This is a genomic window from Gimesia sp., assembly GCF_040219335.1.
In the GTDB taxonomy this organism is placed as follows: Bacteria; Planctomycetota; Planctomycetia; order Planctomycetales; family Planctomycetaceae; genus Gimesia.
In genome coordinates this window covers 203300-228514 of record NZ_JAVJSQ010000020.1, presented here as the reverse complement: position 1 = coordinate 228514, position 25215 = coordinate 203300, and the positions used below count along the sequence as shown (strand labels likewise).

Sequence of the window (25215 nt, the reverse complement as noted above, 5' to 3'; positions counted from 1 at the left end):
TGAATGCAGACCAGAGATCGATTAAAAAAATCGCCTCCAGATGAAGGTGAATCCATTCACTGTGTCGTTACAGAATCAACTGGAACGAGCGCTCGCCATCGGGGACTGACTTGAATCAGGGCCGCGATATTAAGCCATTTGCCCAAAATCACAAATAGCAATTCCTCACAAAATCAGACCAGCAGGTCGAGAGGATTGGGGTTCTCAGATTCAGGTTGTAAAACAGTCCTGAAACAGGCATTAAAATGAAATATCAAATCTCTTTGATGGGACGCGCGAGTCCATTCACTGAATGATTCAGTCGTCAGACTGAGACGGCTCTGTTGTCAGATTCTTATAGAGAAAGATCCGTTCCTGTCCGGTGGGGAAGTCTGCCAGCGTCCCGAACGGAGCATAACCCAGTTGCGTGTAGAAGGCCGGGGCCTGAAAGCTGAAGGTATCGACCCAGGCAGCGTGGCACTTTCTGTCGCGGGCGATCCGTTCCGCTTCAAGCACCAGCTGGCGTCCCAGCCCCTGTCCCCGCAAATCCGCTTCGACTGCCAGCGTCTGAATATACAGCCATTCCCACAGCGTGAACCCAACCAGCCCCGCGACCAGCTTTCCGTCCAGCTCAATTTTGATTTTCAGCGGTTCCGGCGCGTAGGGAAATCCCGTCGTCTCAGCATTCGCGGACAGGATCCGGCTGACCTCGGCTTCAATCGACTCGGTATGGGCTTCTCTGATTTGAGCATCCACGGTGAGACCTTTATGTTCAGGACTCAAACAAAATATATCGTTCACTTCCCGAGCATGGTATCAAATGCAGGCACTTTACAGTATCCGGATTTCTAGCTGAATTCGAGGACCCTTTGTTGTCCCAGACGGAAATGATCATACTCAGCAAACCCTGGTTCAACTCGCGTTCCGGCGGTCGAGATGTTTTTTCAGCAACCGGGAATTACGGCGGTTCGATTTAAAGAACACATCAAAAATATCTCCGGCGACGGGAATCGAACCCAGCAGAAAGTCCAGACCCGTGTTACCGACCATCCGGGCCAGCACCCAGTTAGAAGCGCCGAGTTGCTTTGCCTGGTAGATCAGGTAACCCGATAAAACCGTGGAGATCATGTCCCCCAGCCCAGGCACAATCCCGATGATCGAGTCCCAGCCGACCCGGATACTGGTTCCCGGGATGGTAAACGAATCGTCGAGCAGGCTGGTCAGCTTTTCAAACCGGGCAAAACGATCGACGCGTTCCGCGCGATACGCACCCTGATCAGCGGACGGAGGGAAAAGATATTCGGCCAGGGAACGGTTCTGTTTTATTTTCTGAATCATGGGACTCGCCTTTCAGTTCGGTAAGTCGTGTTATGATGGAGTAAGAGACGGAGTTAACTTTTACAGGACAGATTCTCTGGTTCATTTCGGTGATAGATTTTCTCAGCAGTCACCAGTACGGCTCCGGGGGCCGGCATCAGGCCGTCACCAAATTCAATCGACCAGCTTTGTGTGAATTCAGCTCCCAGTAAAATGATCAGGGACGAGTAATAGACCCAGATCAGAATCCCGATCATGGATGTCGCTGCACTCCCCCAACTGGACCCTGCCTCAGAGAATTGCAGATACCAGGCAATACCGCTTTTACCAATCACGAACAGGAACGCCGTGACTCCCGCTCCCACGAACACATCCCGCCATTTAATATTTGCGTCAGGCAGAACTTTGAAGGTCGCAGCAAACAGCAGGGTCGCCAGGCCCAGCGTCAGCAGAGTATTCACAATCATGACTGCAGACAGGATGCCGACGTCCAGATATCCATAGTCCAGCCAGCGCGTAAATTCATCGACAAACGTGGTCAGCACCAGTGAGATTAACAACAGCAGACCGACAACGATCAGAAACGCCAGTGAGATCAATCGTTTTTTGATAAAAGCCATGATGCCACCCTGTTCCGGGTCCGGTTCGACATTCCAGGCTTTATTCAACGCGGACTGCAACTGGGCCAGCACACCGCTGGCTGAAAAAATCAGTACGGCCGCTCCCAGAAGTTGGGACCAGAGGGGGCGCTCCGGTGTCTGGCCTGACTGCACACGTTCCGCGACACTGGTCAGGTCGAACCCTGCAGACGTATCTACGTCATCCTCCGCTTCGACAGTCTGTTCGACTGGGAGTCCTAATTGGGAATTGATCACTGAAGAGACCTGTTCCGCTGACCAGAATTGTGTGGTCAATGCGAAGACGATCGCCAGCAGAGGCGGCAGCGAAAAAATGGTGTAATACGCAATCGCAGCGCCACTGGACATGCATTCGTCATCGAGGAAATCAGAACCGGCTCGTTTCAGAACATTACGTAATTTTTGATAATCCATGGGTTATCGCTCCTGCATGAGCTACGGAGGTACGTCTTCTATCAATCGCAATTCATATGCCAGAGTTTTCGAGGCGGTGATTTAGTGGAAATGATACTGAACATGGGTGTCTCAGCCTGCGGTCTGGTCTGTGGGCTGCCAGTCTTCTGAGAATCAGCAAATCTCTGGCAGAGGCTGTTTCCGTGGTAAAACAGGCTCGGAGACTCACGATTCTGGTATGATGAATCTGCAGATATTTTCCGCCTCTGATCTTCAGAGAGAACGGAAAGCGCTACATGAGATCTCAAACGGAGCGCCCGAGTGACACGACGCATTGATCGCACGACTCAGAAGGTGGGTGACAAATACCACGTCTGGTATACGGAGCGACTCTGGAAACTGGCGGCACAGTTGCCGGTGATTACGATCGAGATCGAATCGCTCAAACACCTCGACGGTGTCTGCTGGTTCGACGACAATTTCCCGCCCACTCTCCGTAACGTGGTTGAACATTTCGTAAGAATGGAACAGGTCGATTCTGACTATCCGATCATTCTGGATCCAGAAGGCCAGCTCTTCGACGGGGCACATCGCGTGGCGAAAGCGCTCAGCCAGGGAGATACTACAATCCAGGCAGTGAAACTTCTGGAACTGCCACCCCCCGATGAAATCGTGGACTCGATCTATTAATGCGAGCGGCAGCAAACCTTGACCTGTCTTTCGTCTGCTCAACGTTTCATCTGACTTCTGTGATCGTTATCATAAAACGCAGGCAAGCGTTTCGATTTGTTTCCTGGCTCAGTTGAATGATCCCCGATCAGAGGAACTTCCATGGTCCGTCTGCTGCAACGTGTCTGCTGTTTCAGTGTCGTCCTGCTCATCACCCTTGGTAGTGGGGCTACAAACCTCACCGCAGCCGAGCGTCCGTGGAATGTGGTTTTCTTTCTCGTCGACGATCTCGGCTGGACCGATCTGGCCTGTTATGGCAGTGACTATTATCAGACGCCGAATATCGATCGTCTCGCTTCAGAAGGGATGAAGTTCACACAGAACTATGCGGCCTGCAATGCCTGCTCGCCGACCCGCGGTGCCCTGATGACCGGTATGTATCCCGCCCGCACTCACCTGACCGACTGGATTCCCGGCTGGGCGAAGCAGTACCGCGACTTTCCACTCAAACCACCCGAGTGGCAGCAGCACCTCGCACAGAAATACACAACGCTCCCTGAAGCGCTTCGCAAGGCAGGCTACAAAACTCTGCACGTCGGCAAATGGCATCTCGGCGGGCCAGGCAACCTGCCTGAAGATCACGGCTTTGATGTTAACATCAGCGGTACGAACCGGGGACTGCCCCGCAGTTATCACTTTCCCTATGGTGGTGATGCACTGAAGTGGGACAGTCGACTGACCGAAGAACAGCGCGCGGGACGCTACCTCACCGATCGGCTCACCGACGAGGCAGTGACACTCATCCGTGAGCAGCAGGACAATCCCTTCTTCCTCTACTTTGCCTTCTATTCGGTACATGCACCGATTCAGGGGCGACCTGACCTGGTGCAGAAATTCAAACAGCAGCCTCGTGGCAAGTATCATCATAACCCCGAGTATGCAGCCATGGTCCACTCCGTCGATACTGCCGTCGGTCGTGTCCGCGCTCAACTGGAACAGAGCGGCATCGCAGATCGCACGTTGATCGTCTTCACTTCTGACAATGGCGGCGTCTGTCGCAAGACCAGCAGCAACTTTCCCCTGCGAGGTGAAAAAGGCCAGCACTGGGAAGGGGGAACCCGTGTGCCTGCGATCGTCCTCTGGCCCGGTGTCACTCGTCCCGGGTCAGTCTGCCAGACTCCTACGATCACGATGGACTTCTATCCCACCATTCTTGAAATCACCGGCGTTCAGGGAAACGCCGCCCACAATCTAAACGTGGATGGCATCTCGCTGGTTCCCGTTCTCAAAGATCCGCAGGCTGCACTCAACCGCGATGCTCTCTACTGGCACTACCCGCATTACAACGTCTTTATCGGAGTCCCTTACAGTGCCGTCCGTGTTGGCGATCATAAGCTGATCCATTACTACGAAGGCGGCCGCAATGAACTCTACAACCTGGCTGATGATCTGGGCGAAACACGCGATCTGTCAGCCGAACAGCCTGAGTTGACCTCCCGACTCTACCAGCGGCTGCAGACTCACCTCAAACAGGTGGGAGCTCAGATGCCACTCCGGAATCCAACTTTCAAAGCGAGTAAACAGTAGCTCTACGGCGAGTAATTGAAGTCGTTCGAAATGAAATCAATCAGTTGTTTATTTGCATAACTGTCTTGATGGTTGGTGTTTAGGTGGGATCGGTCAGGTCCCGATGCCCGTTTTTTTAAAAAACAGGGTAACATACTCCCTGATTTACCGCTCTGTCCTTCAGATGGAAGGACAGCGGGCCTGTGCTTGTCCCCCAAAACAAATTGCTGTCACACTACTGCAAAGGAGTATGAGCGACCATGTGTAATAACTGTAACCTGAATATTGATGCCGAGCGGACAGACGAATTCGGGCAGAAACTGCTGCAGATCGTCAATCACAGCGGACTCTCTTTCATGATTTCCATCGGGCACCGCGCTCGACTGTTTGACATCATGAGCGAAATGGAACACGCCACCAGCAGTCAGATCGCCGAACAGTCAGGCCTGAATGAACGCTATGTACGCGAATGGCTGGGAGCCATGGTGACCGGAGGCATTGTGGAGTACGACTCGGTGCTGAAGACGTACTTCCTGCCGGCAGAACATGCGGCCCTGCTGACACGGGCCGCCGGCTCTAACAATTTCGCGACAACGATGCAGTGGTTCTCGGTGCTGGGGAGCGTCGAAGATCAAATCGTCGACTGCTTCCGGGAAGGGGGCGGGGTGCCCTATTCCGAATTTGCCCGCTTCCATGAAGTGATGGCGGAGGAGAGTTATAACTCGGTGGTCTGCGGACTCTTCGAGCATATTCTCCCCCTCGTTCCCGGACTGGAAGAGAAACTGCAGACTGGTATCGAAGTACTGGATATCGGTTGTGGCAGCGGGATGGCACTGATCGAAATGGCAGCCGCATTTCCGAATAGCCGCTTCTCTGGCTATGACATCTCGGAAGAATCAATCGGCCGGGCGCAGGCCTCTGCGGCGGAACGCGGCTTGACGAACGTCACCTTTCGAGTGCAGGATGTGGCCCGCATGGACCAGCCGGAATCCTTTGACCTGATTACTGCTTTCGATGTGATTCACGATCAGGCCCAGCCAGCAGTAGTACTCAGCCAGGTCAATGCTTCGCTGAAACCGGGCGGCACCTTCCTGATGCAGGACATCGCCGCTTCGAGCAATGTGGAACAGAACATCAGCAATCCACTGGGGCCCATGTTCTATACCATCTCCACCATGCACTGCATGACCGTTTCGCTTGCCCAGGGCGGGGCAGGGCTCGGAACCTGCTGGGGGAAAGAGCTTGCCTGCGAAATGCTGCAGACCGCCGGCTTTGAGAAAGTGGATGTACAGGAATTGCCCCATGACATCATGAATTATTTCTATACGACCACCAAGGCAGCCTGAGCCTTTTGAGATTGTGATGTGTCCTCTACGACAGCAGAAATGAAGATGTTTCTGCTGTCGTGTTTTTGGGCTATTCCCTGAATCCGTTGATTTAACTGAGCTTAATGTCATTCACCCAATAAAATGGACAGAAAGATACGCTTTGGTTTGGATCTGTAACGGTTATGACTATAATTCCGGCAGGGGAAGTCGCTTGAGTACATTCTCATGGAAATTCTCAAGAAACACGCAAGAATGTGCTATTTCAAGGCTTTCCCTGTGGTGAATTTGGTGTAAAAATGCCGATTATAAGGAATAATTCTATTTCATTGGGTTTACCGTTTGATGGAGCGATGGTGAACGGTCAATGAGGAATATATGGAAGTCTGAAGCCGAACTTCAATCCCTGACGGGGATTGAATCGATTTCGCTTACCAGACGGAATGATTCATCAAGTTTTGAAATCAAGTGTGAAATACTCCTGCGTCTTTCCCTCCTCATCAGGGTCATGCTCAAACGGGCCCGTGTCATGTCTGAGAGACCACATCGCGTTTTCCCTGGTTTCATATATTCAGTGATGGGCAGTCTGGTTTTTGCGTTATCGGAGAACAGGGCCAGACCAGAGGAACGGACATCCATAAGACGGGCTGCTGTCGAGAAGACAGACTGCTGTCAGGAATAAAAACGCAGCAAAAAACTTACAATACAATTTTCTTTCAACTGAAACAGTCTGAGCTGGCAACAGAACAGACTGCCAGGGAGTAACAAGCAGAATGGCGACCACAGACGTGTCTGGTGCTAACGGCAAAATCAGCGAACAACTGGATGCTGTTGTTATCCGTTTTTGTGGAGATAGTGGAGACGGGATGCAGCTGGCTGGCACGCAGTTTACCAACGTGTCGGCCGTCTTCGGTAATGATGTCAGCACATTGCCGGATTTCCCCGCAGAAATTCGCGCACCCGCCGGTACGCTGGGTGGCGTGAGTGGTTTCCAGATCTGCTTCTCCAGTTCCGACATCTATACGCCGGGCGATGAAGTCGACACCCTGGTTGCCATGAACCCCGCTGCTCTCAAGACGAACGTTGCCGACCTCAAACGGGGTGGAACCCTGATCGTCAACGAAGACGCTTTCGAGAAGAGCAATCTTACTAAAGCGGGATATGACAGTAATCCACTCGATGATGAAGAGTCACTGGCAGCTTACCAGGTTCAGAAAGTGCCGATGACCAGCCTCACCCGTGACGCTGTCGCAGAGCTGGGACTCTCGCCTCGTGAAGCAGAACGCTGCAAAAACTTCTTCGCCATGGGGCTGGTCTACTGGCTCTACCAGCGGGATGCGACACCGACCGAAGAATGGGTGAAGAGTAAGTTTGCCAAGAAACCGGAACTGGTCGAAGCAAACCTCAAGGCACTGCAGGCCGGCTATAACTTCGGGATTACCACCGAAGCGATGACCGTGCACTATCGTGTTGATCCTGCAGAACTGCCACCGGGTAAATATCGCAAAGTAACCGGCAATGAAGCGATCGCCTTCGGTTTCGTCACCGCAGCTACACTGGCCGGTAAGAAGCTGTTTTACGGCGGTTATCCAATCACACCTGCCAGCGATATTCTGCATGAGCTGTCCAAACTGAAAAACTTCAACGTGGTCACCTTCCAGGCAGAAGACGAAATCGCCGCCATCACCAGTGTGGTGGGAGCCTCCTATGCCGGCGACCTGGCGATTACTGCCAGCAGTGGTCCCGGGATTGCCCTCAAGGGGGAAGGCATGGGACTGGGCGCCATTATGGAACTGCCGATGGTCATCGTCGATGTCCAGCGCGGCGGACCCAGTACCGGTCTGCCGACCAAAACAGAGCAGTCCGACCTTTATATGTGCATGTTCGGACGTAACGGCGACTGCCCGCTGCCTCTGGTCGCTCCTGCTTCTCCAGCAGACTGCTTCCACATGGCACAGGAAGCGATGCGGATTGCTGTGGAATTCATGACCCCCGTCATGTTGCTCAGCGACGGTTACATCGCCAACGGTGCCGAGCCCTGGCAGATTCCGGAAATGTCCTCGCTCAAGCCGATCAAAGTCTCACATGAAAACCGGCAGAAGGATGGCGAGCAGTTCATGCCATACCTGCGGGATGAAAAGAAGGCCCGTCCCTGGGTTGTGCCTGGTACACCCGGCTGTGAACACCGCGTGGGTGGCCTGGAAAAATCGGATGTCACCGGTAACGTCGATTACTCGCCCGAGAACCATCAGTACATGACGACTCTGCGAGCCAATAAAATCGCCGGCATCGCCGACTTCATTCCAGAACAGGAAGTAGAAGGCCCGGAATCTGGCGACCTGCTTGTGATCAGTTGGGGCGGAACTTACGGTGCTGTCCGTACCGCCGTCAAACATTCGATCAAAGAAGGACTTTCGGTGGCACACGCTCACCTGCGGTATCTGAATCCGTTCCCCAAAAATCTGGGCGACGTGATCAAGAACTACAAGAAAGTCCTGATTCCGGAACTCAATACCGGGCAGTTGCGAATGATCATTCGCGGCACTTATCTGGCAGATGCCGTTGGTTTGAACAAGGTCCAGGGGAAACCGTTCCTGATCAGCGAAGTCAAGCAGAAGATCAGAGAAGTGATCGAAGACAAATAAACCATCGTTTTCACAGACCAACAGAAAAACTATTTTAGAAACGATTGATTGCGTTTAAGGATAATAAAATGAGTGTAGACACCTCGCTACCTGTCCTCTCGCCAAAAGATTTTGCCAGTGACCAGGAAATCCGCTGGTGCCCGCGCTGCGGCGACTATTCCATTCTCGCCCAGATGAAAAAAGTTCTGCCCACCCTGGGAATCCCCAAGGAAAAATTCGTATTCGTGTCCGGTATCGGCTGCTCCAGCCGGTTTCCGTACTACATGGATACCTACGGCATGCACAGTATCCACGGTCGTGCACCGGCAGTTGCGACAGGCGTGAAACTTGCCAACCCCGATCTGCAGGTCTGGGTGATCACCGGTGATGGCGACTCGCTCTCCATCGGCGGGAACCACTTCATGCACGTCTTGCGGCGGAATGTGGATGTCAAAGTCATTCTGTTCAACAACCAGATTTATGGTCTGACCAAAGGACAATACTCACCGACCAGCCCCACGGGTACCAAAACCAAAAGTACGCCGTTCGGCTCGGTCGACCGTCCGTTGAACCCACTGTCTGTCGCCATCGGCGCTCGTGCAACTTTCGCGGCCCGCTCGGTCGATGTTGATATTAAGCACCTCTGCAGCGTGCTCGAACGGGCTGCCAACCACAAGGGAACCGCCTTCGTTGAAGTCTACCAGGACTGTAACGTCTTCAACAGCGGTGCCTTCGCATTTGCCTCGAAGAAGGGCGAAAAGGAAGAAAACGTCATCTATCTCGAACACGGTAAGCCGCTGATCTTCGGTAAAGATCGCGACAAAGGGATTCGGCTCAACAGCCACGATCAGCCCGAAGTCGTCGAACTGGGTAAAGGCATTACCGAAGACGATCTGTTGTTCCACGATGAAAAATCGGAAGACATGAATCTTGCATTCCTGCTGGCCAGCATGCGATATCCGGAAATGCCCGAACCCATGGGTGTCTTCCGTTGTGTCGAACATCCGACCTACAACGAAGCGGTTTACGACCAGGTTAAATCCGCTACTGAACGTAACGGAGAGGGGAACCTGGAAGCTCTGTTCAACACCGGGGATACCTGGACCGTGTAACCGGTTTACATTATTCTATGAAAAAAGGCGTTACAGTTTCTGCTGTAACGCCTTTTTCTTTGAGTGAATTATTTCAGACGTCTAGTCCGACGTTTTCTCTTCGCCGAAAGAAAGTCGCATCTGGCGATTCTCGTTGGGATTCAGCTCTTTGAACAGCAGGCTGGGTTGAATGCCTTTGTTGTTCTGGTACTTGTCACTGTTGTATTCGACGATCTCGCCTTCCACGGTGTGGTAAATGATCTGGCAGATCGGAATGCCTGCATAAATGCGGACCGGCTGAGCCACGGTGATTTCCAGAGTCCAGTAGCCGCAGAATCCGATGTCACCTACCCCCGCGGTAGCGTGAACAGAAATTCCCAGTCGTCCGATGGAAGAGCGGCCCTCCAGCAGGGGAGCCAGGTTGTGAGTTTCCGTCCGCTCGACGGTTCGTCCCAGATAGAGTTGTCCGGGGTAAAGAACCATCCCCTCTTCGGGGATCACATATTTCCCCAGCCGGTTCGGACGGGCCATGTCCAGCACGATTTCCTCGTAGACCATCAACTCATTGTGCAGACAGAGGTTATAGCTGTTGGGATTCAGATACTTTGCATTATACGGCTCAATGACAATATCGGTTCCCAGGCGTTTTTCGATTTCTTTCCCGGTCAGGATCATCGGCGACTCATTATTGTGAAGGTTGAAGGAAGACTTCGCATACTGGAACCATAAACCGCGGCGTACCGGCTTTCAACAGTTCAGGCGGACGTTTTCAGAATCGGGAACAAGTCGTCAACCGAAAGGCAATTACTGGTTCAGGGGGTTTAAACCAATCCGCGGACAGATTTTCAGCAGAGCGCATTCCTGACAGCGCGGCTTGCGGGCGACACAGGTTGCTCGACCGTGCAAAATGACCCGATGCGAAAAGGCGATCCATTCCTTCTTCGGCAGGACCTCCATCAGATCCCGCTCGATGATCTCCGGGTTCTTACTGGTCGTCAGTCCGAAAAGATTACAGATCCGCTTCACATGCGTGTCAACGACCACACCACTGGGAATATCAAAAGCCGTTCCCAGAACCACATTCGCGGTCTTGCGGCCGACACCCGGCAGGGCGACCAGTTCTTTGAGCGTCTTCGGAACTTCCCCCTCGTGATCTTCCATCAAAGCCTGGGCCATCTTGCGGATGTTCGTCGCTTTCGCGCGGAAAAAGCCGAGCGGGTAAACGATCTTTTCCACATCAGCCTGCTTGCCGGCAGCGAGTTTCGCTGCAGTGGGATATTTTTTGAACAAGGTCGGCGTCGTTGCATTCACGCGTTCGTCGGTGCACTGCGCTGAGAGGATCGTGGCAACCAGCAGTTGAAACGGTGAATCGTGAATCAGGGCACACTCGGGTTCAGGGAACAGGCGGGCCAGTCCGCGTGCGATTTTGCGGGCATGTTTCTTTTTATCATCAAGTGAGTCGGCATAACTGGAACCTGACTCAACGGGTTTCGTTTTTTTGGCCATATTCTGAATGACATTTCCCAAACTGGAGTGCTACTCTGAGTGACATCGCAGGTTTTCACCGGCGAGTATGTGAACTGGTCTCAGTATGGGAGACCCCGGATTCTTTTTCAATGAATCGACAGGAATTAGCAGATGGTATCTGATTCGGAAATGATTGAGCAGCGGCTGGAAGCCAGCGCAGGTATTGTACCGGTTTTGAGTCTGGAGAACACGGTTCTACTGCCCCACTCGCTGCAGTTATTGAGAATCACTGCGCCCCTCGATTGCCAGCTCATCTCAGATGTTCTCGCTTCCGGATCTCTGCTCGCCATCGATCTGCAGCAGGTCTGTTCCCGCACTGGATCAATTCTCTCTCCCGGAACAGACATTCGTCCCGTTTGTCTGGCTTCGATCATTGCACCATCTCAGTTGGAATCGGGGCACTATTCGCTGCTGGTTCAGGGACATTGTCGGGCCCGTTCCGTGACACTGCTCAATACGGATACGCCTTATCGCACCGCACTGTTGGATCTCAAACCCGATTACTATCCCGAGGAACCGGTGATTCACCGGGAACATCGTCAACTGGAACTGATCGAACATTACTCGCAGATCTTTACCGATCACGTTTCTGAACCCACATACTTCCATCAACTTCATCGCGATGTCGAGTTGGGGATTCTCTGTGATACACTCGCTGGTTCGCTGCCGCTCGAATCTCCACTGCAGCAACTGATCCTGGCAGAACAGGATGTCGATCAGCGGAGCGATCTGCTTCTGAGTTTTCTGAAGAGCATCCATCGCCAGCAACAGCGCGATCCCGCCGCCGCGATCCCTTCCAACGGATTCAGCCTGAACTGAAGTGCTCTTCCGTTCCTGCGATGCCTTCCCGGATAAGCAAAATTGCTTGTGACTGCTGACACACTGACTTAAGATAAAGTCTACTGTTTGATTTTATCCCCAGTCTCTTCTCCGGGAATCGATTTCGATGAATTTGCGCTTCACAAATTTCTGGCAGGTGATCTGTATCTGTCTGCTGCTCGCTGGGTTCATGACTGACCATTCGCACGCTGCCGAAAACAGTCGCCCCAATATTCTGTTCTGTATCGCCGATGATGCCTCTTATCCGCACATGGGGGCATACGGTTGTGACTGGGTCAAAACGCCCGCCTTCGACCGGGTGGCTCGCGAAGGTCTGCTCTTTACGAACGCGTATACGCCGAATGCGAAGTGTGCACCCTCCCGTGCCTGTATCCTGACCGGACGCAATTCCTGGCAGCTCAAAGAGGCCGGCAATCATATGGCGTTCTTTCCGCCGGAATTCAAAACCTATGTCGAAGCCCTGGCAGAGCACGGTTATGTCGTCGGGAAAACAGCGAAAGGCTGGGCACCTGGTGTAGCCGTCGATGCACAAGGCAAACGGCGAAACCTGGCCGGTCCCGCGTTTAACAGACAGAAACTCAAACCTCCCGCTAACGGCATTTCATCCATCGACTATGCCGGGAACTTCGGTGAATTTCTCAAGACCTGCCCCGACCAGAAATCCTGGTGCTTCTGGTACGGCGGCTTTGAACCGCATCGACGTTATGAATACGGCTCGGGGGCGAAAAACGCCGGCAAGAAAATCACGGACATCGATCGCGTTCCCGCTTACTGGCCCGATAACGAAGTCATTCGCAACGACATGCTCGACTATGCGTATGAAATCGAACACTTCGATCAGCACTTGGGACGCATGTTGAAACTGCTGGAAGAGCGGGGCGAACTGGACAATACCCTGGTCGTGGTGACAGCGGATAACGGAATGCCTTTCCCCAGGATCAAGGGACAGGAATACGAACTCTCCAACCATCTCCCCTTGGCCATCATGTGGCCAAATGGCATTAAAGCCCCCGGGCGCGTCATCAAAGATTATGTCAGCTTCATCGATTTCGCGCCCACGTTCATCGAAGTCGCAGGACTCAAATGGAATCAGACCGGGATGCAGCCCGCAACCGCCCACAGCCTGACCGATATTTTTCAGTCAACAAAATCGGGGCAGGTCAATCCCGCCCGCGATCATGTCCTCATCGGCAAAGAACGCCACGACATCGGTCGCCCTCACGATCAGGGATATCCGATCCGTGGTATCGTCAAAGGGGGGATGCTTTACCTGCACAATTACGAAACAGGACGCTGGCCCGCCGGCAATCCAGAGACCGGTTACCTGAATTGTGATGGCAGCCCGACGAAGTCAGTCATCCTTGATCTTCGACGCGACGGCAGTCAGCAGCAGTTCTGGGAACTTGCGTTCGGGAAACGACCGTCCGAAGAACTGTTTGCGATCGACGATGATCAGGAGTGTATGACGAACCTGGCAGAAGCGCCGGAATATCAGAAAGTCAAACAGGCCCTGAAACAGCAGTTGGAAGCGGAACTCAAAGCGCAACAGGATCCTCGGATGACAGGCAAGGGGGGCGTCTTCGAAGCTTATCAGTATTCCGATCTCCGCACGCGGAATTTCTACGAACGCTATATGAGGGGAGAACCGCTCAAAGCGGGCTGGGTTAACAAGACGGACTTTGAAGCTGCTCCGCTCGACTGAAGTGGGACGCGGATTTATTCGTCATCCTGTTGGGAACTGAAGTAGCCGGCCGAGGACTGAAAGTACTTCTCGCGCCGGCGCTGGGAGTCGGCAGACAGATTCGAGAGGCCCGCTTTCAGATCTTCCAGGTTCGCATTGCAGTAGCGACAACCGGTCTGTTGCAGATGGAATTCAACGAAACTCTGGAATTCCGCCGGCAGGGTCTCCAGCAGATAGCCCCCTAATTGACTCCGGGTCGGGCAGCTCAAACGGTTCCGTCTCCAGATCTCGCCGACAGAATGCACTCCTTCGTCGCGCTGTCGCGCAAGTTCCGCCAGCCGGACCCGTAAACGATCAGATTGACGGAGCGCCGCCTCGATTTGCGACATCAGGTCTGTCGACAGACTTTCATCCAGATACGACAGTAATTCCTGATCGGTGAAGCTGCTTTCAGTCATGCTGCATCCCACGGGAAGAGTACGGGAGATTTCTTTACCACCACTTCATTATGGACGAATGGATTCTCGCTTTAAAGACTAGTCGGATAAACAGTTGTGATTTTGACCAGAAAGGGCAAACCGTTAATTTCTGAAGAAAGCTGCCTGAGGCGAAGCAGGTATTTTACAGAAAAAGTAGGTCGTCGACTGGCTTTTCCAGTGCACAAACGGGTTTCTGCAGCTCAAATGGTTGTGGCTGGAAGGCTTGCTCGTTAGCATACCGGAAGAAAATTGACGCGCTTAAGTTGCGCCTGGTGGCGCCTGAATGCTGTCACAGCTCCATTCTCTGATTGTCAGATCAGGTAACACCCTTCTTTCGGTCCTCAGAAGACAGCAGGTTCCATTATCGCAGAGGGGAACTGGATTCAGAGTCGGGCGCGTGATGATTTATGGTTCGTTTAGAAGAATTGAAGGAAATACAGTGGCTGCTCAAGCAAATGCCTTATCAATGGAAGAATTGAAGGAAAAAGGAAAAGTCCTTCGCCGTCTGATCATCAAAATGACGACCGAAGCTGGCAGTGGACACCCCAGCAGCAGTCTGTCTGCCGTCGAAGTGGTGAACGCACTCTGGTTTGGCGGGTTCATGAAATACGATCCACAGAACCCCACCTGGGAAGCCCGCGATCGCTTCATTCTGAGTAAAGGTCACGCAGTTCCCGTGCTGTACGCCGCGATGGCGGAAGCCGGTTACTTCTCCACTGATGATGTCATGACGCTCCGTAAACTGGGCAGCCCCTTCGAAGGTCACCCCAACATGAAGCGTCTGCCCGGGATTGAAGCCTCCACCGGCTCACTGGGGCAGGGACTCTCACTGGGGATCGGTCAGGCCCTCGGCGCTCGTCTGAATAAAAACGGTGCCAACGTCTTCGTCGTCATCGGCGATGGCGAAATGGGTGAAGGCCAGGTCTGGGAAGCACTCGCAGCCGCCGAGAAATACAAGCTCGGTAATCTGACCGCGATTATCGATCAGAACGGTTACCAGCAGACCGGTGCCACGAAAGACGTTCTGGATATGGGATCTTTCGAAGACAAGATCGCCGCCTTCGGCTGGCATACCCAGACCATCAACGGTAACTGCCAGGAAACGGTAGTCGAAGCACTGGAAGCAGCCGCTAAAGTCACCGACCGGCCCAAAGCCATTATTTCGCAGACCAAAAAAGGGTATGGCATCCTGCCGGTACTCGAAGAAGCTGGCGATACCAACTACCACGGCAAGCCGCTTTCTCCCGAACTGGCAGAAAAAGCATTGGCCTTGCTCAGTTAGTACCCCTGCTGTTCCTGACCGCTCGGTAAACATCCGGGCGGCGTCAGGTTGCCGGCAGTTCGAATCAAACAATATCTACAGGCAAAACACAGACAAAAGAGATAAAGCATTATGTATTTAGGTGAACTTAGCGGATTGAAAATCGGACAGGCCACCCGCGATGCGTTTGGCGATGCATTGAAAGATCTGGGTGACCAGTTTTCAACTGTCGTTACCGTTGATGGTGACGTAGGAAACTCGACTCGTACCGAAGTCTTCGCCAAGGCATACCCCGAACGTGCCTTCAACGTTGGGATCGCAGAAAGCAACATGGTCAGCGTGGCCGGTGGTCTGGCCTCAACCGGTCACATCCCCGTCGTCGCCAGCTTTGCCGCATTCCTGATGTGCAACGCTTATGACCAGATCAGAATGTCGATCGCTTTCCCAGGCATGAACGTCAAAATGGTTGGTACTCACGCCGGGATTTCTATCGGTGAAGATGGTCCTTCACAGATGGGTATCGAAGACGTCTCCCTGGCCTGCAGCCTGCCCGGCGTTGTCGTGATGGTAACTGCTGATGCCTTCTCCACCAAAGCAGCAACCAAAGCCATGCTGGAGCACGAAGGTCCTGTCTACCTGCGTCTGGGACGTCCCAACGTTTCTGAAATCTACAAAGATGGTGACAGCTTTGAAATCGGTAAGGCTAACACCGTTCGTGAAGGTGACGATGTCACTATCATCGCTAACGGCCTGATGGTCGCCGGTGCGATGGACGCTGCCACCAAACTGGCTGAAGAAGGTGTCAGCGCTCGCGTCATCGACATGCACACCATCAAGCCGCTGGACACAGACGCGATTGCCAAGGCAGCCCGTGAAACAGGTCGGATTGTGGTCGCTGAAGAACACCTGGCACACGGCGGACTGGGATCTGCTGTCGCCATGGCTGTCTCACAGATCGACCCGGTCCCCATGGCATTCGTTAACGTCGGCGACTGCTTCGCTGAAAGTGGCGATCCTCAGGGACTGCTCCACAAGTACGGTCTGACTGCTGAAGCGATCGTTGAAGCTGTCAAAAAAGTGAAATAAGCAGAATGGCAAGCCCTCCTGATTTTTCAGGGGGGCTTTGTCGATAATTGTTCCTGATAAATTGATTCATACGACCCATTCACATTCTGTGAGAGAACTTTGTGACTGAGTTTCGCGCCTTCCACAACACTGACCCGCCGCAGCTGCTGAAACTCTGGCATTCTGCAGGATTAGGGAGAGGTGCCGCAGAATGTCTCACCAACGATGCATTTGAAGTTCTCATCTTTTCTCAGCCCTACTTTGACCCGGAAGGGTTGATCGTCGCTGTGGAAGATGGTGCAGTCGTCGGTTTCGTGCTGGCTGGCTTCGGTCCGAACCAGGAACTCTCGGCCCTCAATTTCTCTGAAGGCGTCATCTGTGCCGTTATCGTACATCCGGAATTCCGTCGTCGGGGTATAGGTCGCGAACTGGTCCGTCGAGCTGAAGAATACCTGCTCGCCAAAGGCGCTACACAGATCACCGCCGGTCCCTCCGGACTGCTCTCACCCTATCTGGTCGGCCTGTATGGTGGGACACGCCCTTCTGGGTTTCTGCTCTCTGATCCTTTGGCTGCTCCTTTCATTGAGAGTCTGGGCTACAAAGCTATCGGCTCCACGCGCATCTATCAGCGTGATTTGCTCGGTCAGAAACCGCCGATTAAATTTCACCTCGTGAACCTCCGCCGAAAAATGCAGCTGGAAATCTCCGATGATTACCAGGCCCCCAACTGGTGGTGGCTGACACGTCTGGGAAGACTTGAAACGCTGCATTTCGAACTCGTGCCCAAGTCCGGCTATGATGCCATGGCCTCGGCAACCGTCGTGGGACTGGACCTCTACATTCCCAAATGGGAAGAACGTGTGATCGGTCTCACGGATGTCTACGTGAAAGAAACAGAACGCGGCAAAGGCTACGGTCAGTCGCTCCTGCTGGAAATCGGCCGTCGTCTACAGGACGAGCTGATCACCAAGCTCGAACTGCACGTCGCCGAAACAAACGCGGTTGCCTGGCACGTCGCAGAAGCGGTGGGCTATTATCAGGTGGATACTGGTATTGTATATCAGCGCGTTTCTCGTTAGCGTGTAACTGACTGTCGCGTTGTTTGTATAACTCTCGACAGGCACGCTGGTTCTGCTGATTTCCGAAATGTCCATGGAAAGGTAACCGTAGATGGCGGCTCTCTATATCTCCGAAGACGATGTCCGTTCCCTGATGGACATGGAGAAATCCATTCTCATCACGCACAAGGTTTTCAAAGAAATCGCAAGCGGGCGAGTGATGAATGCCCCTCGACAACGGGTGCGGGCACCAGGCGTCATGCTGCATACCATGTCTGCTGCCAATGAATATCTGAACTATGTCGGCTGGAAAGCATACACTACCACCAAAGAGTCAGCCCGCTTTCATGTGGCGATCTACGATCAGGAATCGGGTGAGATGCGGGCCTTGATCGAAGCCGATTTCCTCGGCCAGCTGCGCACCGGCGCAGCCAGTGCTGTCGCTACCGAATTCATGGCTCGCCCGGATTCCAAGGTTGTCGGCCTGTTTGGTTCCGGTCTGCAGGCACGCACTCAATTACAGGCCATCTGTATGACCCGCAAGATTGAGTTCGTGCAGGTCTATTCGCGCAATTACGAAAACTGCAGCCGCTTCGCTGAAGAAATGACCGAACTCTGCGATGTCGAAGTCAGTGCCTGTCATTCCCCCGACGAGACGGCAGCCGAAAAAGACATTGTGATTTGCGCCACCACCGCCAAAGCCCCCCTCTTCGATGGACGGGTTCTGGATGAAGGGACGCATTTGAATGTCATCGGATCGAATCATCGCAGCCGCCGCGAGATTGATCGCACCACGATTAAACGGGCCGATGTGATTGTCTGTGATGACATCGAACAGTGTAAGATCGAAGCCGGCGACTTCATGCAGCCGGTCGACGAAGGAATCACGGATTGGCGGCTGATGCACAATCTCTCAGAGATCGTCGCCGAACGCGAAACCGGCCGGGCTACCGATGATCAGGTGACTCTGTTTAAGTCGGTGGGCATCGCAGCCGAAGATGTCGCGATGGGCGTTCAGGTTTATGAGTATGCACTGCAAGAAGGGCTCGGCGTCGATCTGCCGTTCTAAATTGCTTCAGCGCTGTGCACGTTCCTGCTGTTTGACTGCCTGGTAGATAGCTTCCATCTCCTGCAATGTCGCTTCCTGGATCGAGCGGCCTTCCGCTTCCAGGGCCTGTTCGATTTTCTGGACCCGCGCCTGAAACTTGCGGTTACTCTTTCGCAGGGCTTCTTCCGGGTTGATCTTCCAGCGACGGGCAATGTTCGCGACCACAAACAGGATGTCTCCCAGTTCGCCTTCCACCCGGGCCTGCAGCTCCGGATCGTCCAGTTCCTGGTCCGCAATGACTTCCGCTTCCACGGTGGCTGGTGTTTCAGGCAGTCGTCCATCAGGAAACAGTTCGTCTGCCAGTTCCTGGATTTCTTCCCGCAGCTTATCAAACAGCATGTCGCGGTGAGGAAAATCATAACCCACCTTGGCCGCTTTCTCCGCGACCCGCGATGCACGAGCCAATGCCGGCAGTGCCTCGGGCAGGCCATCAAAGATCGAGTGTCGCTGTTTTTCCTGGTCTTTGATCTGATCCCAGTTTTTGCGGACTTCATCCGGCGTTTCCGCACTCACGTCACCGAACACATGCGGATGACGTTCAATCATCTTACGGGTCAAACCATCAACCACGTGGGTTAAATCAAACCGACCCTCGTCCGCCGCGATCTGCGAGTCGAGAACAATCTGCAGCAGCAGATCCCCGAGTTCTTCGATGATATGCTGATCATTACCCGAGTCGATGGCTTCCAGCAGTTCGTAAGTCTCCTCCAGGGTATAGGGTTTGATCGTTTCCAGCGTCTGTGCCCGGTCCCAGGGACAGCCTTCCGGCGATCGCAGTCGGGCAATCACGTCGCAAAGCTTTTCAAAGGCGGGGGTTAGAATGCTATAATCGGGAGGAGTACCCGGCAGGGGAGCAGAGCTACCCTGAGTGTTCTCGTATCGGGCTGGGGGGACAGAATCTGTCATTGTGCTACCGTATGATTCACCTGAAGGCTCGGATCGTGTAGGATGAATGTATCGTAGCGAATTCGCTTGTTCCTGAAAATTCACAACCAATCGATGAGGCATAAATCATGAGTTTTCTCAAGAAAAGTTCACTGGCAGTCTGTGTAATGATGTTGTCTCTGAGTACCGCGTTCGCCGACGATTCCACTCAGCAGGCGGAACTGGAAAAGAAATTCGAAAAAGAAATGTCCGGTGCCACGCTGGTGGGACATTTTACAGTCGATGGCAGAGAGAACGGAAATCCACTCCGCGAGGAACGCTATGAAATCGCCTCAGCCAAAAAACTGCAGGGTGACCAGTGGGTCTTGACAGCCCGTATCAAGTACGGTGACAACGATGTCAATGTCCCGATCCCATTGAATGTCTACTGGGCCGGCGACACTCCGGTGATCTCACTGACGAATATTTCGATCCCCGGTCTCGGTAACGCATTCACTTCCCGGGTCATGTTCTACGATGGTCGTTATGCGGGGACCTGGCAGCACGGCAAAGTAGGCGGAAGCCTCTGGGGTAAAATTGAGTACGCCAAAGAGAAAACCGATTCTGAAAACGACAAGTAACAGCAGCCTTTGATTCAGCTAACTGAGGAGTTCCGATTGATGTTCCGAAAATTATGTTCCGTCGCCCTGATGCTGGCCTGGGGTTTGTCTGGCAGTCATACATCGACCGCTGCAGAAAAGTTGCCTGAAGCACAGCCGGCGGACAATCCGGTTCTCACAAAGATTGAAGTCAAAAGCACGCTGGATCAGAGCATGCAGCCATCTCTCATCTGGGCGCCGAAGTCTGCCAAATCCAGTCCCACACCATTGTTTGTCTTCCTGCATTCCTGGAGTGGCAATTATAAGCAGAACAACGCCAAGTGGCTTAAAGAGGCACAACAACGCGGATGGATTTACCTGCATCCCAATTTCCGGGGCGTCAATCAGCAGCCGGAAGCCTGTGGTTCTCGACTGGCTCGACAGGACATTCTCGATGCGATCGACTATGTCATTCAACACTATGATGTCGATCAGTCGCGAATCTACCTGGCGGGTTCTTCGGGGGGCGGACACATGACAATGCTCATGGTTGGTCATCATCCGGATCGTTTCTCTGCCGCCTCAGCCTGGGTCGGCATCAGTGATCTCGCAGACTGGTATCGCTTCCACGTCAAAGATGGTAAACCCCAGCGGTACGCCCAGATGATTCTCAAGTCGCTGACTGCCAAACCGGGAACCAGTCAAGAGGTAGATGCCCAGTATCGTGACCGCTCCCCTTTGTACTGGATTGCGAATGCCAGTGAAGTACCGCTGGATCTCAACGCCGGTGTCACTGATGGCCAGACCGGTTCCGTGCCCTTCATGCATACACTGAAGGCCTACAATCAGTTGGCGAAAAAGAATAACAGCCCCCTAATTACTGATGCAGAAATGCATCAATTGTGGGATCAGGGGAAACTCACAACGCCTCAGTCTGCCGATGAGACCCCTGACGAAACTTACGGCCGCGATATTCATCTCCGTCGCAAGTCGGGGCAGGCCCGCGTCACCATTTTTGAAGGGGGGCATGAAGGATTACCGGAACCAGCCTGCGCCTGGCTGTCGCAGCAGTCTCGTGATACTTCCAGCTTTGGAAAAGGGTCAGACTGAGAGATCGGAAGGACGTGTACACGCTTCACTGGGGCTGTTGACGCGTGCCTGGTTAATCTGCTGCTTCAGGGGGTTCTGCAGAGAGCTTGCGGAATAAGCCTGTTCTGCGGGTTCTTGCGCAGCAGTCTTCGAATTCGCTTAGGTCGGATCGTTTGGGGCAATTGACTATTCAAACCCTGACCCGCCTTCGCGTACAATACAGGCTGTCCCAAGCCTCAAACCTGCTTGCGAATTATTTCAACCTGAGAGTCAGTTACTTTGGACCGTCAACAGCAACGAATCGCAGAAGATCTCTCCAGCCTGATTGCAGGTGATGTGCGATGCGATCCGGTGTCGTTGTCGATTTACTCGAGCGATGCCAGCCTCTATCAGATGCCTCCCCTCTGTGTCGCCTATCCCCGTGATCGCGAGGATATGATCGCCATCGCCCGGTATGCCTCGGAGATGCATATCCCCATCATCCCCCGTGGTGCAGGAACGGGCCTGGTCGGAGATGCGATCGGCACCGGAATTGTAATTGACTGCTCGCGGTTTATGACCGGATTTGAACTACTCAATGACAATCTGATTCTGGTCCAGCCCGGCGTGGTACATGCGCGTCTCAATCGCTATCTCAAGCCGCTGGGTCTCTATTTCCCTCCGGATCCCTCAAATACAGAAGTCACGACAGTCGGCAGCATGCTGGCCATCGATGCTGCCGGCTCCCGTGCAATTCGCGTCGGATCGACCCGCGATCATGTCAATCGCATTGAAGTCGTGCTGGCAGACGGAACCTGTTTTGATGTGGGGAACGAAAGTCTGTCGATTCTCAATCAGCCTGTCGCCGGTTCGAGTACTTCTCTGCTCAGTGAACCGTCCCCCGAAGTCCGCGGCGAACAGACCCGACGAACGATTCTGAGTAAAATGTCGAAGCTGCTCACCGATAATGCTCAGCTCATTCAGGAGAAGCAGCGTACCGGAATTCCCAACTGCAGCGGCTACTTTCTCAAAGGGATTAAATCCCGGGAGCACCTCAACCTGGCGCGGATGATGGTGGGATCCGAAGGAACACTCGGGCTATTCACCTCGGCGATTCTGCACGTATCTCCTTTACCCGCTCATCGAGGCGTGGCGCTGCTTTTGTTCGGGGATCTCTCCTCTGCGATCAAAGCAGTGCAGACCATCATCCACGAGCAACCCTCGGCGTGTGACCTGCTTGACCGTCGCCTGTTATCGCTGGCGCGGGACGCTGATCCCCGCTTCGCTTCACTGATTTCACCTGCAGCCGAAGCAGCACTGCTCGTAGAGCAGGTTGGCTTCAGTGATGCCCAGGTTCAGCAGCGTCTGCACAACGTAACGCTGGCTGTAAAAAACATTAACTCCCGCGTGGTGGTGGCGATGGAAACCCATCAGCCGGACGAGGTCGATTTTCTCTGGTCGCTGCCTCAAAAGGTAGTGCCTTCACTCAGTCGTCTCCCGGGGGAGTCCCGACCGCAGCCCTTTGTCGAAGATATCGCGGTGCCTCCGGAACGGCTCAACGAGTTCTCACAGAAAGCGCAGAAAGTCTTTCAACGCCACGAGGTGACGGCTACGTTTTACGCGCACGCCGCCTCGGGGCAGATTCACCTGAGGCCCTTTCTGCCTGCTCTGACCGAGCAGAATGCACCTATTCTGGAAAGCATTGCCCGCGACCTCTACCAGACGGTCTTTTCCGTTAACGGAACCATCAGTGGAGAGCACGGCGACGGCCTGGCACGCACGGCGTTCCTCCGTTCCCAGTACGGCGATCTCTATCGTGTCTTCCGTGAAGTCAAAGACATCTTCGATCCCAGTAACCTGCTCAATCCCGGCAAGATCATCAATGATGATCCGCACGTGACGATTCGCAACCTGCGTCCAGTTCCCGAAAAATTTCCCGAGCTGATCGACCTGCAGTTGAACTGGACGCCCCAGGAACTGCAGAACGAGGCCAGTCGCTGTAACGGCTGTGGTTCCTGTCGTCGTCAGGATGACGGTTCCCGCATGTGTCCCGTATTCCGCATCGAACCAGTCGAAGAGGCTTCACCCCGTGCCAAAGCCAACCTGTTTCGCGGTCTGCTCTCGGGAGCCATTCATCCCAATGAGCTCTCCTCCCAGGATACCAAGCGACTCGCGGATACCTGCGTGAACTGTAAGCAGTGCGTGCTCGACTGTCCTTCCTCGGTGAATATTCCGCAGATGGCCATCGAAGCCAAGGCGGCTTACGTTTCTGCGAATGGGCTCGACCACACAGACTGGATTCTTTCCCGTGCCCATTCCTTCGGTGCACTGGGCAGTACTCTTTCTATGGCCGCCAACTGGGCGATCAACAATTCGACGGCCCGCTGGGTCATGGAAAAGATGATGGGCATTCATCGGCACCGAAAGTTGCCTCTGTTTTCCCGCAGATCGTTTCTGCGGTCGGTCCCCCGTAAACTGACAAAACGCCCTCGGCCGGGAAGCGATCCCGACCTGGTGATCTTTTTCGTCGATTACTACGCCAACTACCATGATCCAGAACTCGCGCATGCCCTGTTGGCCATTCTGCAACATAACCAGATTCCGGTCTACATTCCACCCCTGCAGCTTGCTTCAGGCATGGCGATGGTGTCGGCAGGAGATCTGATCGCGGCCCGTGGTCTGGCCAGGGAAAACATTCAGATCCTGAGTGAATTCGCCCGCGAAGGGCATCGCATCGTCTGTACCGAGCCGGCAGCCGCTATCTGTCTCAAGCAGGAATATCCCATGCTGGTACCCGGAGAAGACAGTGAGGTAATCGCGAGCCAGGTACTGGAAGCGGGAGAATATCTGTGGGAGCGGCGTGAATCAGGTCGTTTGAGGACCGATTTCGGACGGCTGGCGATGGAGCTGGATTATCATACCCCCTGTCATATCAAGGCTTTATCGTCACGGTCCGCTTTGAAAGAGCTTCTCGCTTTGATTCCTGAGCTGCAGGTGAATACAATTGAAAAAGGTTGCTCGGGTATGGCAGGTACTTACGGTCTGGCCCGGGAAACCTTTGAGACTTCCAAGCAGATCGGTCAGGAGTTGATCGATCATATGAAAATAACGAATGTTCACGCGGGTGCGACGGAGTGCAGCAGCTGTAAAATGCAGATGGAGCAGGAATCTGCGATTCCCACCATTCATCCGATCAAGCTACTGGCGCTTTCTTATGGGCTCATGCCAGAACTCGAACGGTCTTTGCAGCCGCAGAAGAAAAAACTGGTCGTATCATGACAGCCTCCTCCATTCAGGTCCGATTATTTGCCCGTGCCCGGGAACTGGCAGGCAGTGATACCATCAGCATCAAAGCCGTTGACAACATGACGGTGGCCGGGTTGCGAACTGCGATTGCAGAACAGTATCCTGAACTGCAGTCCTTGAGCGGTCAACTGTTTATCGCCATCGACAATGCTTATGCAGGCGAAGAACAGCCACTCACCGCGGAACAGGAAATTGCCTGTTTCCCGCCGGTAAGCGGTGGCTGACTCGTCCGAGTAAGAAAACCATTAAAACTGGGAGCATCATGCCCGACTCGATTGCGATTGTAGAAGAACCGATTGACTACACTGCCCTGACCGAACAGGTTCGTTCGAATGCCTGTGGTGCCGTGGTGCTGTTCATGGGGACGGTCCGGGAAATGACCCAGGGCAAGCAGACCGTCGCGCTCGACTACGAAGCGTACCCGGAGATGGCGTATAAAACGATGCAGCAGTTGATTGACGAAGCCCGTGCGAAATGGGATGTGCATTTAATCGGCATTGAACACCGTGTCGGACATCTGACGCTGGGAGAAATCAGCGTGGCGATCGCCGTCAGCTCGGCACATCGCAATGAAGCGTTCGAAGCCGGCCGGTTCCTGATTGATCGTCTGAAAGAAATCGTTCCCATCTGGAAAAAAGAGAACTGGGCCGACGGGACCACGGAATGGGAACATCCGGGGGTCACGGCAGAATAATCCCTGTGGAACCGCAGATCGCGGCTATAATAGTAGATAGACAAATCATTGGACTTTAATAAC

23 protein-coding genes are annotated in these 25215 nt (G+C 53.6%); 16 read left to right on the top strand and 7 right to left on the bottom strand.

All coding sequences use genetic code 11. The annotated features are described in order from the left end of the window. Window positions 1–297: 297 nt before the first annotated feature. The 3 genes from RID21_RS18265 to RID21_RS18255 all read right to left on the bottom strand — a co-directional run bounded on the left by RID21_RS18265 (window position 298) and on the right by RID21_RS18255 (window position 2348). Window positions 298–735 (bottom strand): GNAT family N-acetyltransferase, encoded by a 438-nt coding sequence (locus RID21_RS18265; protein ID WP_350191279.1) that lies wholly within the window; start codon window positions 733–735, stop codon window positions 298–300. Window positions 736–891: 156 nt separating this feature from the next. Then, the gene (locus tag RID21_RS18260; protein WP_350191277.1) at window positions 892–1317 is read right to left on the bottom strand and encodes a DUF4112 domain-containing protein; all 426 of its coding nucleotides are present in this window, start codon (window positions 1315–1317) and stop codon (window positions 892–894) included. Window positions 1318–1370: 53 nt separating this feature from the next. Then, window positions 1371–2348, bottom strand: coding sequence for a YihY/virulence factor BrkB family protein (locus RID21_RS18255; RefSeq protein WP_350191275.1), 978 nt, complete (start codon window positions 2346–2348; stop codon window positions 1371–1373). 300 nt (window positions 2349–2648) lie between these two features. On the opposite strand from RID21_RS18255, the gene RID21_RS18250 reads away from it, so the two are divergent. The 5 genes from RID21_RS18250 to RID21_RS18230 all read left to right on the top strand — a co-directional run bounded on the left by RID21_RS18250 (window position 2649) and on the right by RID21_RS18230 (window position 9623). Then, window positions 2649–3017, top strand: a complete 369-nt coding sequence (locus RID21_RS18250; protein WP_350191273.1) for a chromosome partitioning protein ParB — start codon at window positions 2649–2651, stop codon at window positions 3015–3017. 141 nt (window positions 3018–3158) lie between these two features. Then, complete coding sequence (locus RID21_RS18245) at window positions 3159–4583, top strand: sulfatase (protein ID WP_350191271.1); 1425 nt, start codon at window positions 3159–3161, stop codon at window positions 4581–4583. A 239-nt stretch (window positions 4584–4822) separates the two neighbouring features. Further along, window positions 4823–5908 (top strand): class I SAM-dependent methyltransferase, encoded by a 1086-nt coding sequence (locus RID21_RS18240; RefSeq protein WP_350191269.1) that lies wholly within the window; start codon window positions 4823–4825, stop codon window positions 5906–5908. 752 nt (window positions 5909–6660) lie between these two features. After that, window positions 6661–8532 carry a 2-oxoacid:acceptor oxidoreductase subunit alpha gene (locus tag RID21_RS18235; protein WP_350191267.1) on the top strand — a complete coding sequence of 624 codons (1872 nt, stop codon included), beginning with the start codon at window positions 6661–6663 and terminating at the stop codon, window positions 8530–8532. 68 nt (window positions 8533–8600) lie between these two features. Next, entirely contained in the window at window positions 8601–9623 is a 1023-nt protein-coding gene (locus RID21_RS18230; RefSeq protein ID WP_350191265.1) for a 2-oxoacid:ferredoxin oxidoreductase subunit beta, read from the top strand. Window positions 9624–9704: 81 nt separating this feature from the next. Here the strand turns inward: RID21_RS18230 and dcd are convergent, their stop codons facing one another. Further along, window positions 9705–10277, bottom strand: coding sequence for a dCTP deaminase (dcd, locus tag RID21_RS18225; protein WP_155365211.1), 573 nt, complete (start codon window positions 10275–10277; stop codon window positions 9705–9707). Window positions 10278–10406: 129 nt separating this feature from the next. Beyond that, entirely contained in the window at window positions 10407–11108 is a 702-nt protein-coding gene (gene nth / locus RID21_RS18220; RefSeq protein ID WP_350191263.1) for an endonuclease III, read from the bottom strand. A gap of 132 nt (window positions 11109–11240) precedes the next feature. Between nth and RID21_RS18215 the strand changes: the two genes are divergently transcribed. After that, a complete protein-coding gene (locus RID21_RS18215; protein WP_350191261.1) occupies window positions 11241–11948 on the top strand; it encodes an LON peptidase substrate-binding domain-containing protein in 708 nt (235 codons plus the stop codon). Window positions 11949–12075: 127 nt separating this feature from the next. After that, entirely contained in the window at window positions 12076–13671 is a 1596-nt protein-coding gene (locus RID21_RS18210) for a sulfatase family protein (protein ID WP_350191259.1), read from the top strand. Window positions 13672–13685: 14 nt separating this feature from the next. On the opposite strand, the gene RID21_RS18205 is transcribed toward RID21_RS18210, so the two are convergent. Then, window positions 13686–14108, bottom strand: a complete 423-nt coding sequence (locus RID21_RS18205; RefSeq protein ID WP_145191862.1) for an anti-sigma factor — start codon at window positions 14106–14108, stop codon at window positions 13686–13688. Between the two features lie 460 nt (window positions 14109–14568). On the opposite strand from RID21_RS18205, the gene RID21_RS18200 reads away from it, so the two are divergent. The 4 genes from RID21_RS18200 to RID21_RS18185 all read left to right on the top strand — a co-directional run bounded on the left by RID21_RS18200 (window position 14569) and on the right by RID21_RS18185 (window position 18582). Further along, entirely contained in the window at window positions 14569–15411 is an 843-nt protein-coding gene (locus RID21_RS18200; RefSeq protein WP_145191859.1) for a transketolase, read from the top strand. Window positions 15412–15522: 111 nt separating this feature from the next. Continuing rightward, on the top strand, window positions 15523–16476 hold the full coding sequence (locus RID21_RS18195; RefSeq protein ID WP_350191257.1) for a transketolase family protein: 954 nt from the start codon (window positions 15523–15525) through the stop codon (window positions 16474–16476). A 101-nt stretch (window positions 16477–16577) separates the two neighbouring features. Beyond that, window positions 16578–17534 (top strand): GNAT family N-acetyltransferase, encoded by a 957-nt coding sequence (locus tag RID21_RS18190; RefSeq protein ID WP_350191255.1) that lies wholly within the window; start codon window positions 16578–16580, stop codon window positions 17532–17534. A gap of 91 nt (window positions 17535–17625) precedes the next feature. Beyond that, a complete protein-coding gene (locus tag RID21_RS18185; protein WP_350191253.1) occupies window positions 17626–18582 on the top strand; it encodes an ornithine cyclodeaminase family protein in 957 nt (318 codons plus the stop codon). Between the two features lie 6 nt (window positions 18583–18588). On the opposite strand, the gene mazG is transcribed toward RID21_RS18185, so the two are convergent. Continuing rightward, window positions 18589–19527: a nucleoside triphosphate pyrophosphohydrolase gene (mazG, locus tag RID21_RS18180; RefSeq protein WP_350191251.1), complete on the bottom strand. Its 939-nt coding sequence runs from the start codon at window positions 19525–19527 to the stop codon at window positions 18589–18591. A 107-nt stretch (window positions 19528–19634) separates the two neighbouring features. Between mazG and RID21_RS18175 the strand changes: the two genes are divergently transcribed. From RID21_RS18175 to RID21_RS18155, 5 genes are all read left to right on the top strand, one after another. Continuing rightward, window positions 19635–20126 carry a hypothetical protein gene (locus tag RID21_RS18175; protein WP_350191249.1) on the top strand — a complete coding sequence of 164 codons (492 nt, stop codon included), beginning with the start codon at window positions 19635–19637 and terminating at the stop codon, window positions 20124–20126. 39 nt (window positions 20127–20165) lie between these two features. Next, window positions 20166–21194, top strand: a complete 1029-nt coding sequence (locus RID21_RS18170; protein WP_155365219.1) for an alpha/beta hydrolase family protein — start codon at window positions 20166–20168, stop codon at window positions 21192–21194. Window positions 21195–21452: 258 nt separating this feature from the next. Beyond that, window positions 21453–24431 carry an anaerobic glycerol-3-phosphate dehydrogenase subunit C gene (locus RID21_RS18165; protein ID WP_350191247.1) on the top strand — a complete coding sequence of 993 codons (2979 nt, stop codon included), beginning with the start codon at window positions 21453–21455 and terminating at the stop codon, window positions 24429–24431. After that, window positions 24428–24682, top strand: coding sequence for a MoaD/ThiS family protein (locus tag RID21_RS18160; protein ID WP_350191245.1), 255 nt, complete (start codon window positions 24428–24430; stop codon window positions 24680–24682). Before RID21_RS18165 ends, RID21_RS18160 begins: the two co-directional genes overlap by 4 nt. 38 nt (window positions 24683–24720) lie before the next feature. After that, window positions 24721–25152 carry a molybdenum cofactor biosynthesis protein MoaE gene (locus RID21_RS18155; RefSeq protein ID WP_350191243.1) on the top strand — a complete coding sequence of 144 codons (432 nt, stop codon included), beginning with the start codon at window positions 24721–24723 and terminating at the stop codon, window positions 25150–25152. The last annotated feature ends 63 nt before the right edge of the window (window positions 25153–25215 follow it).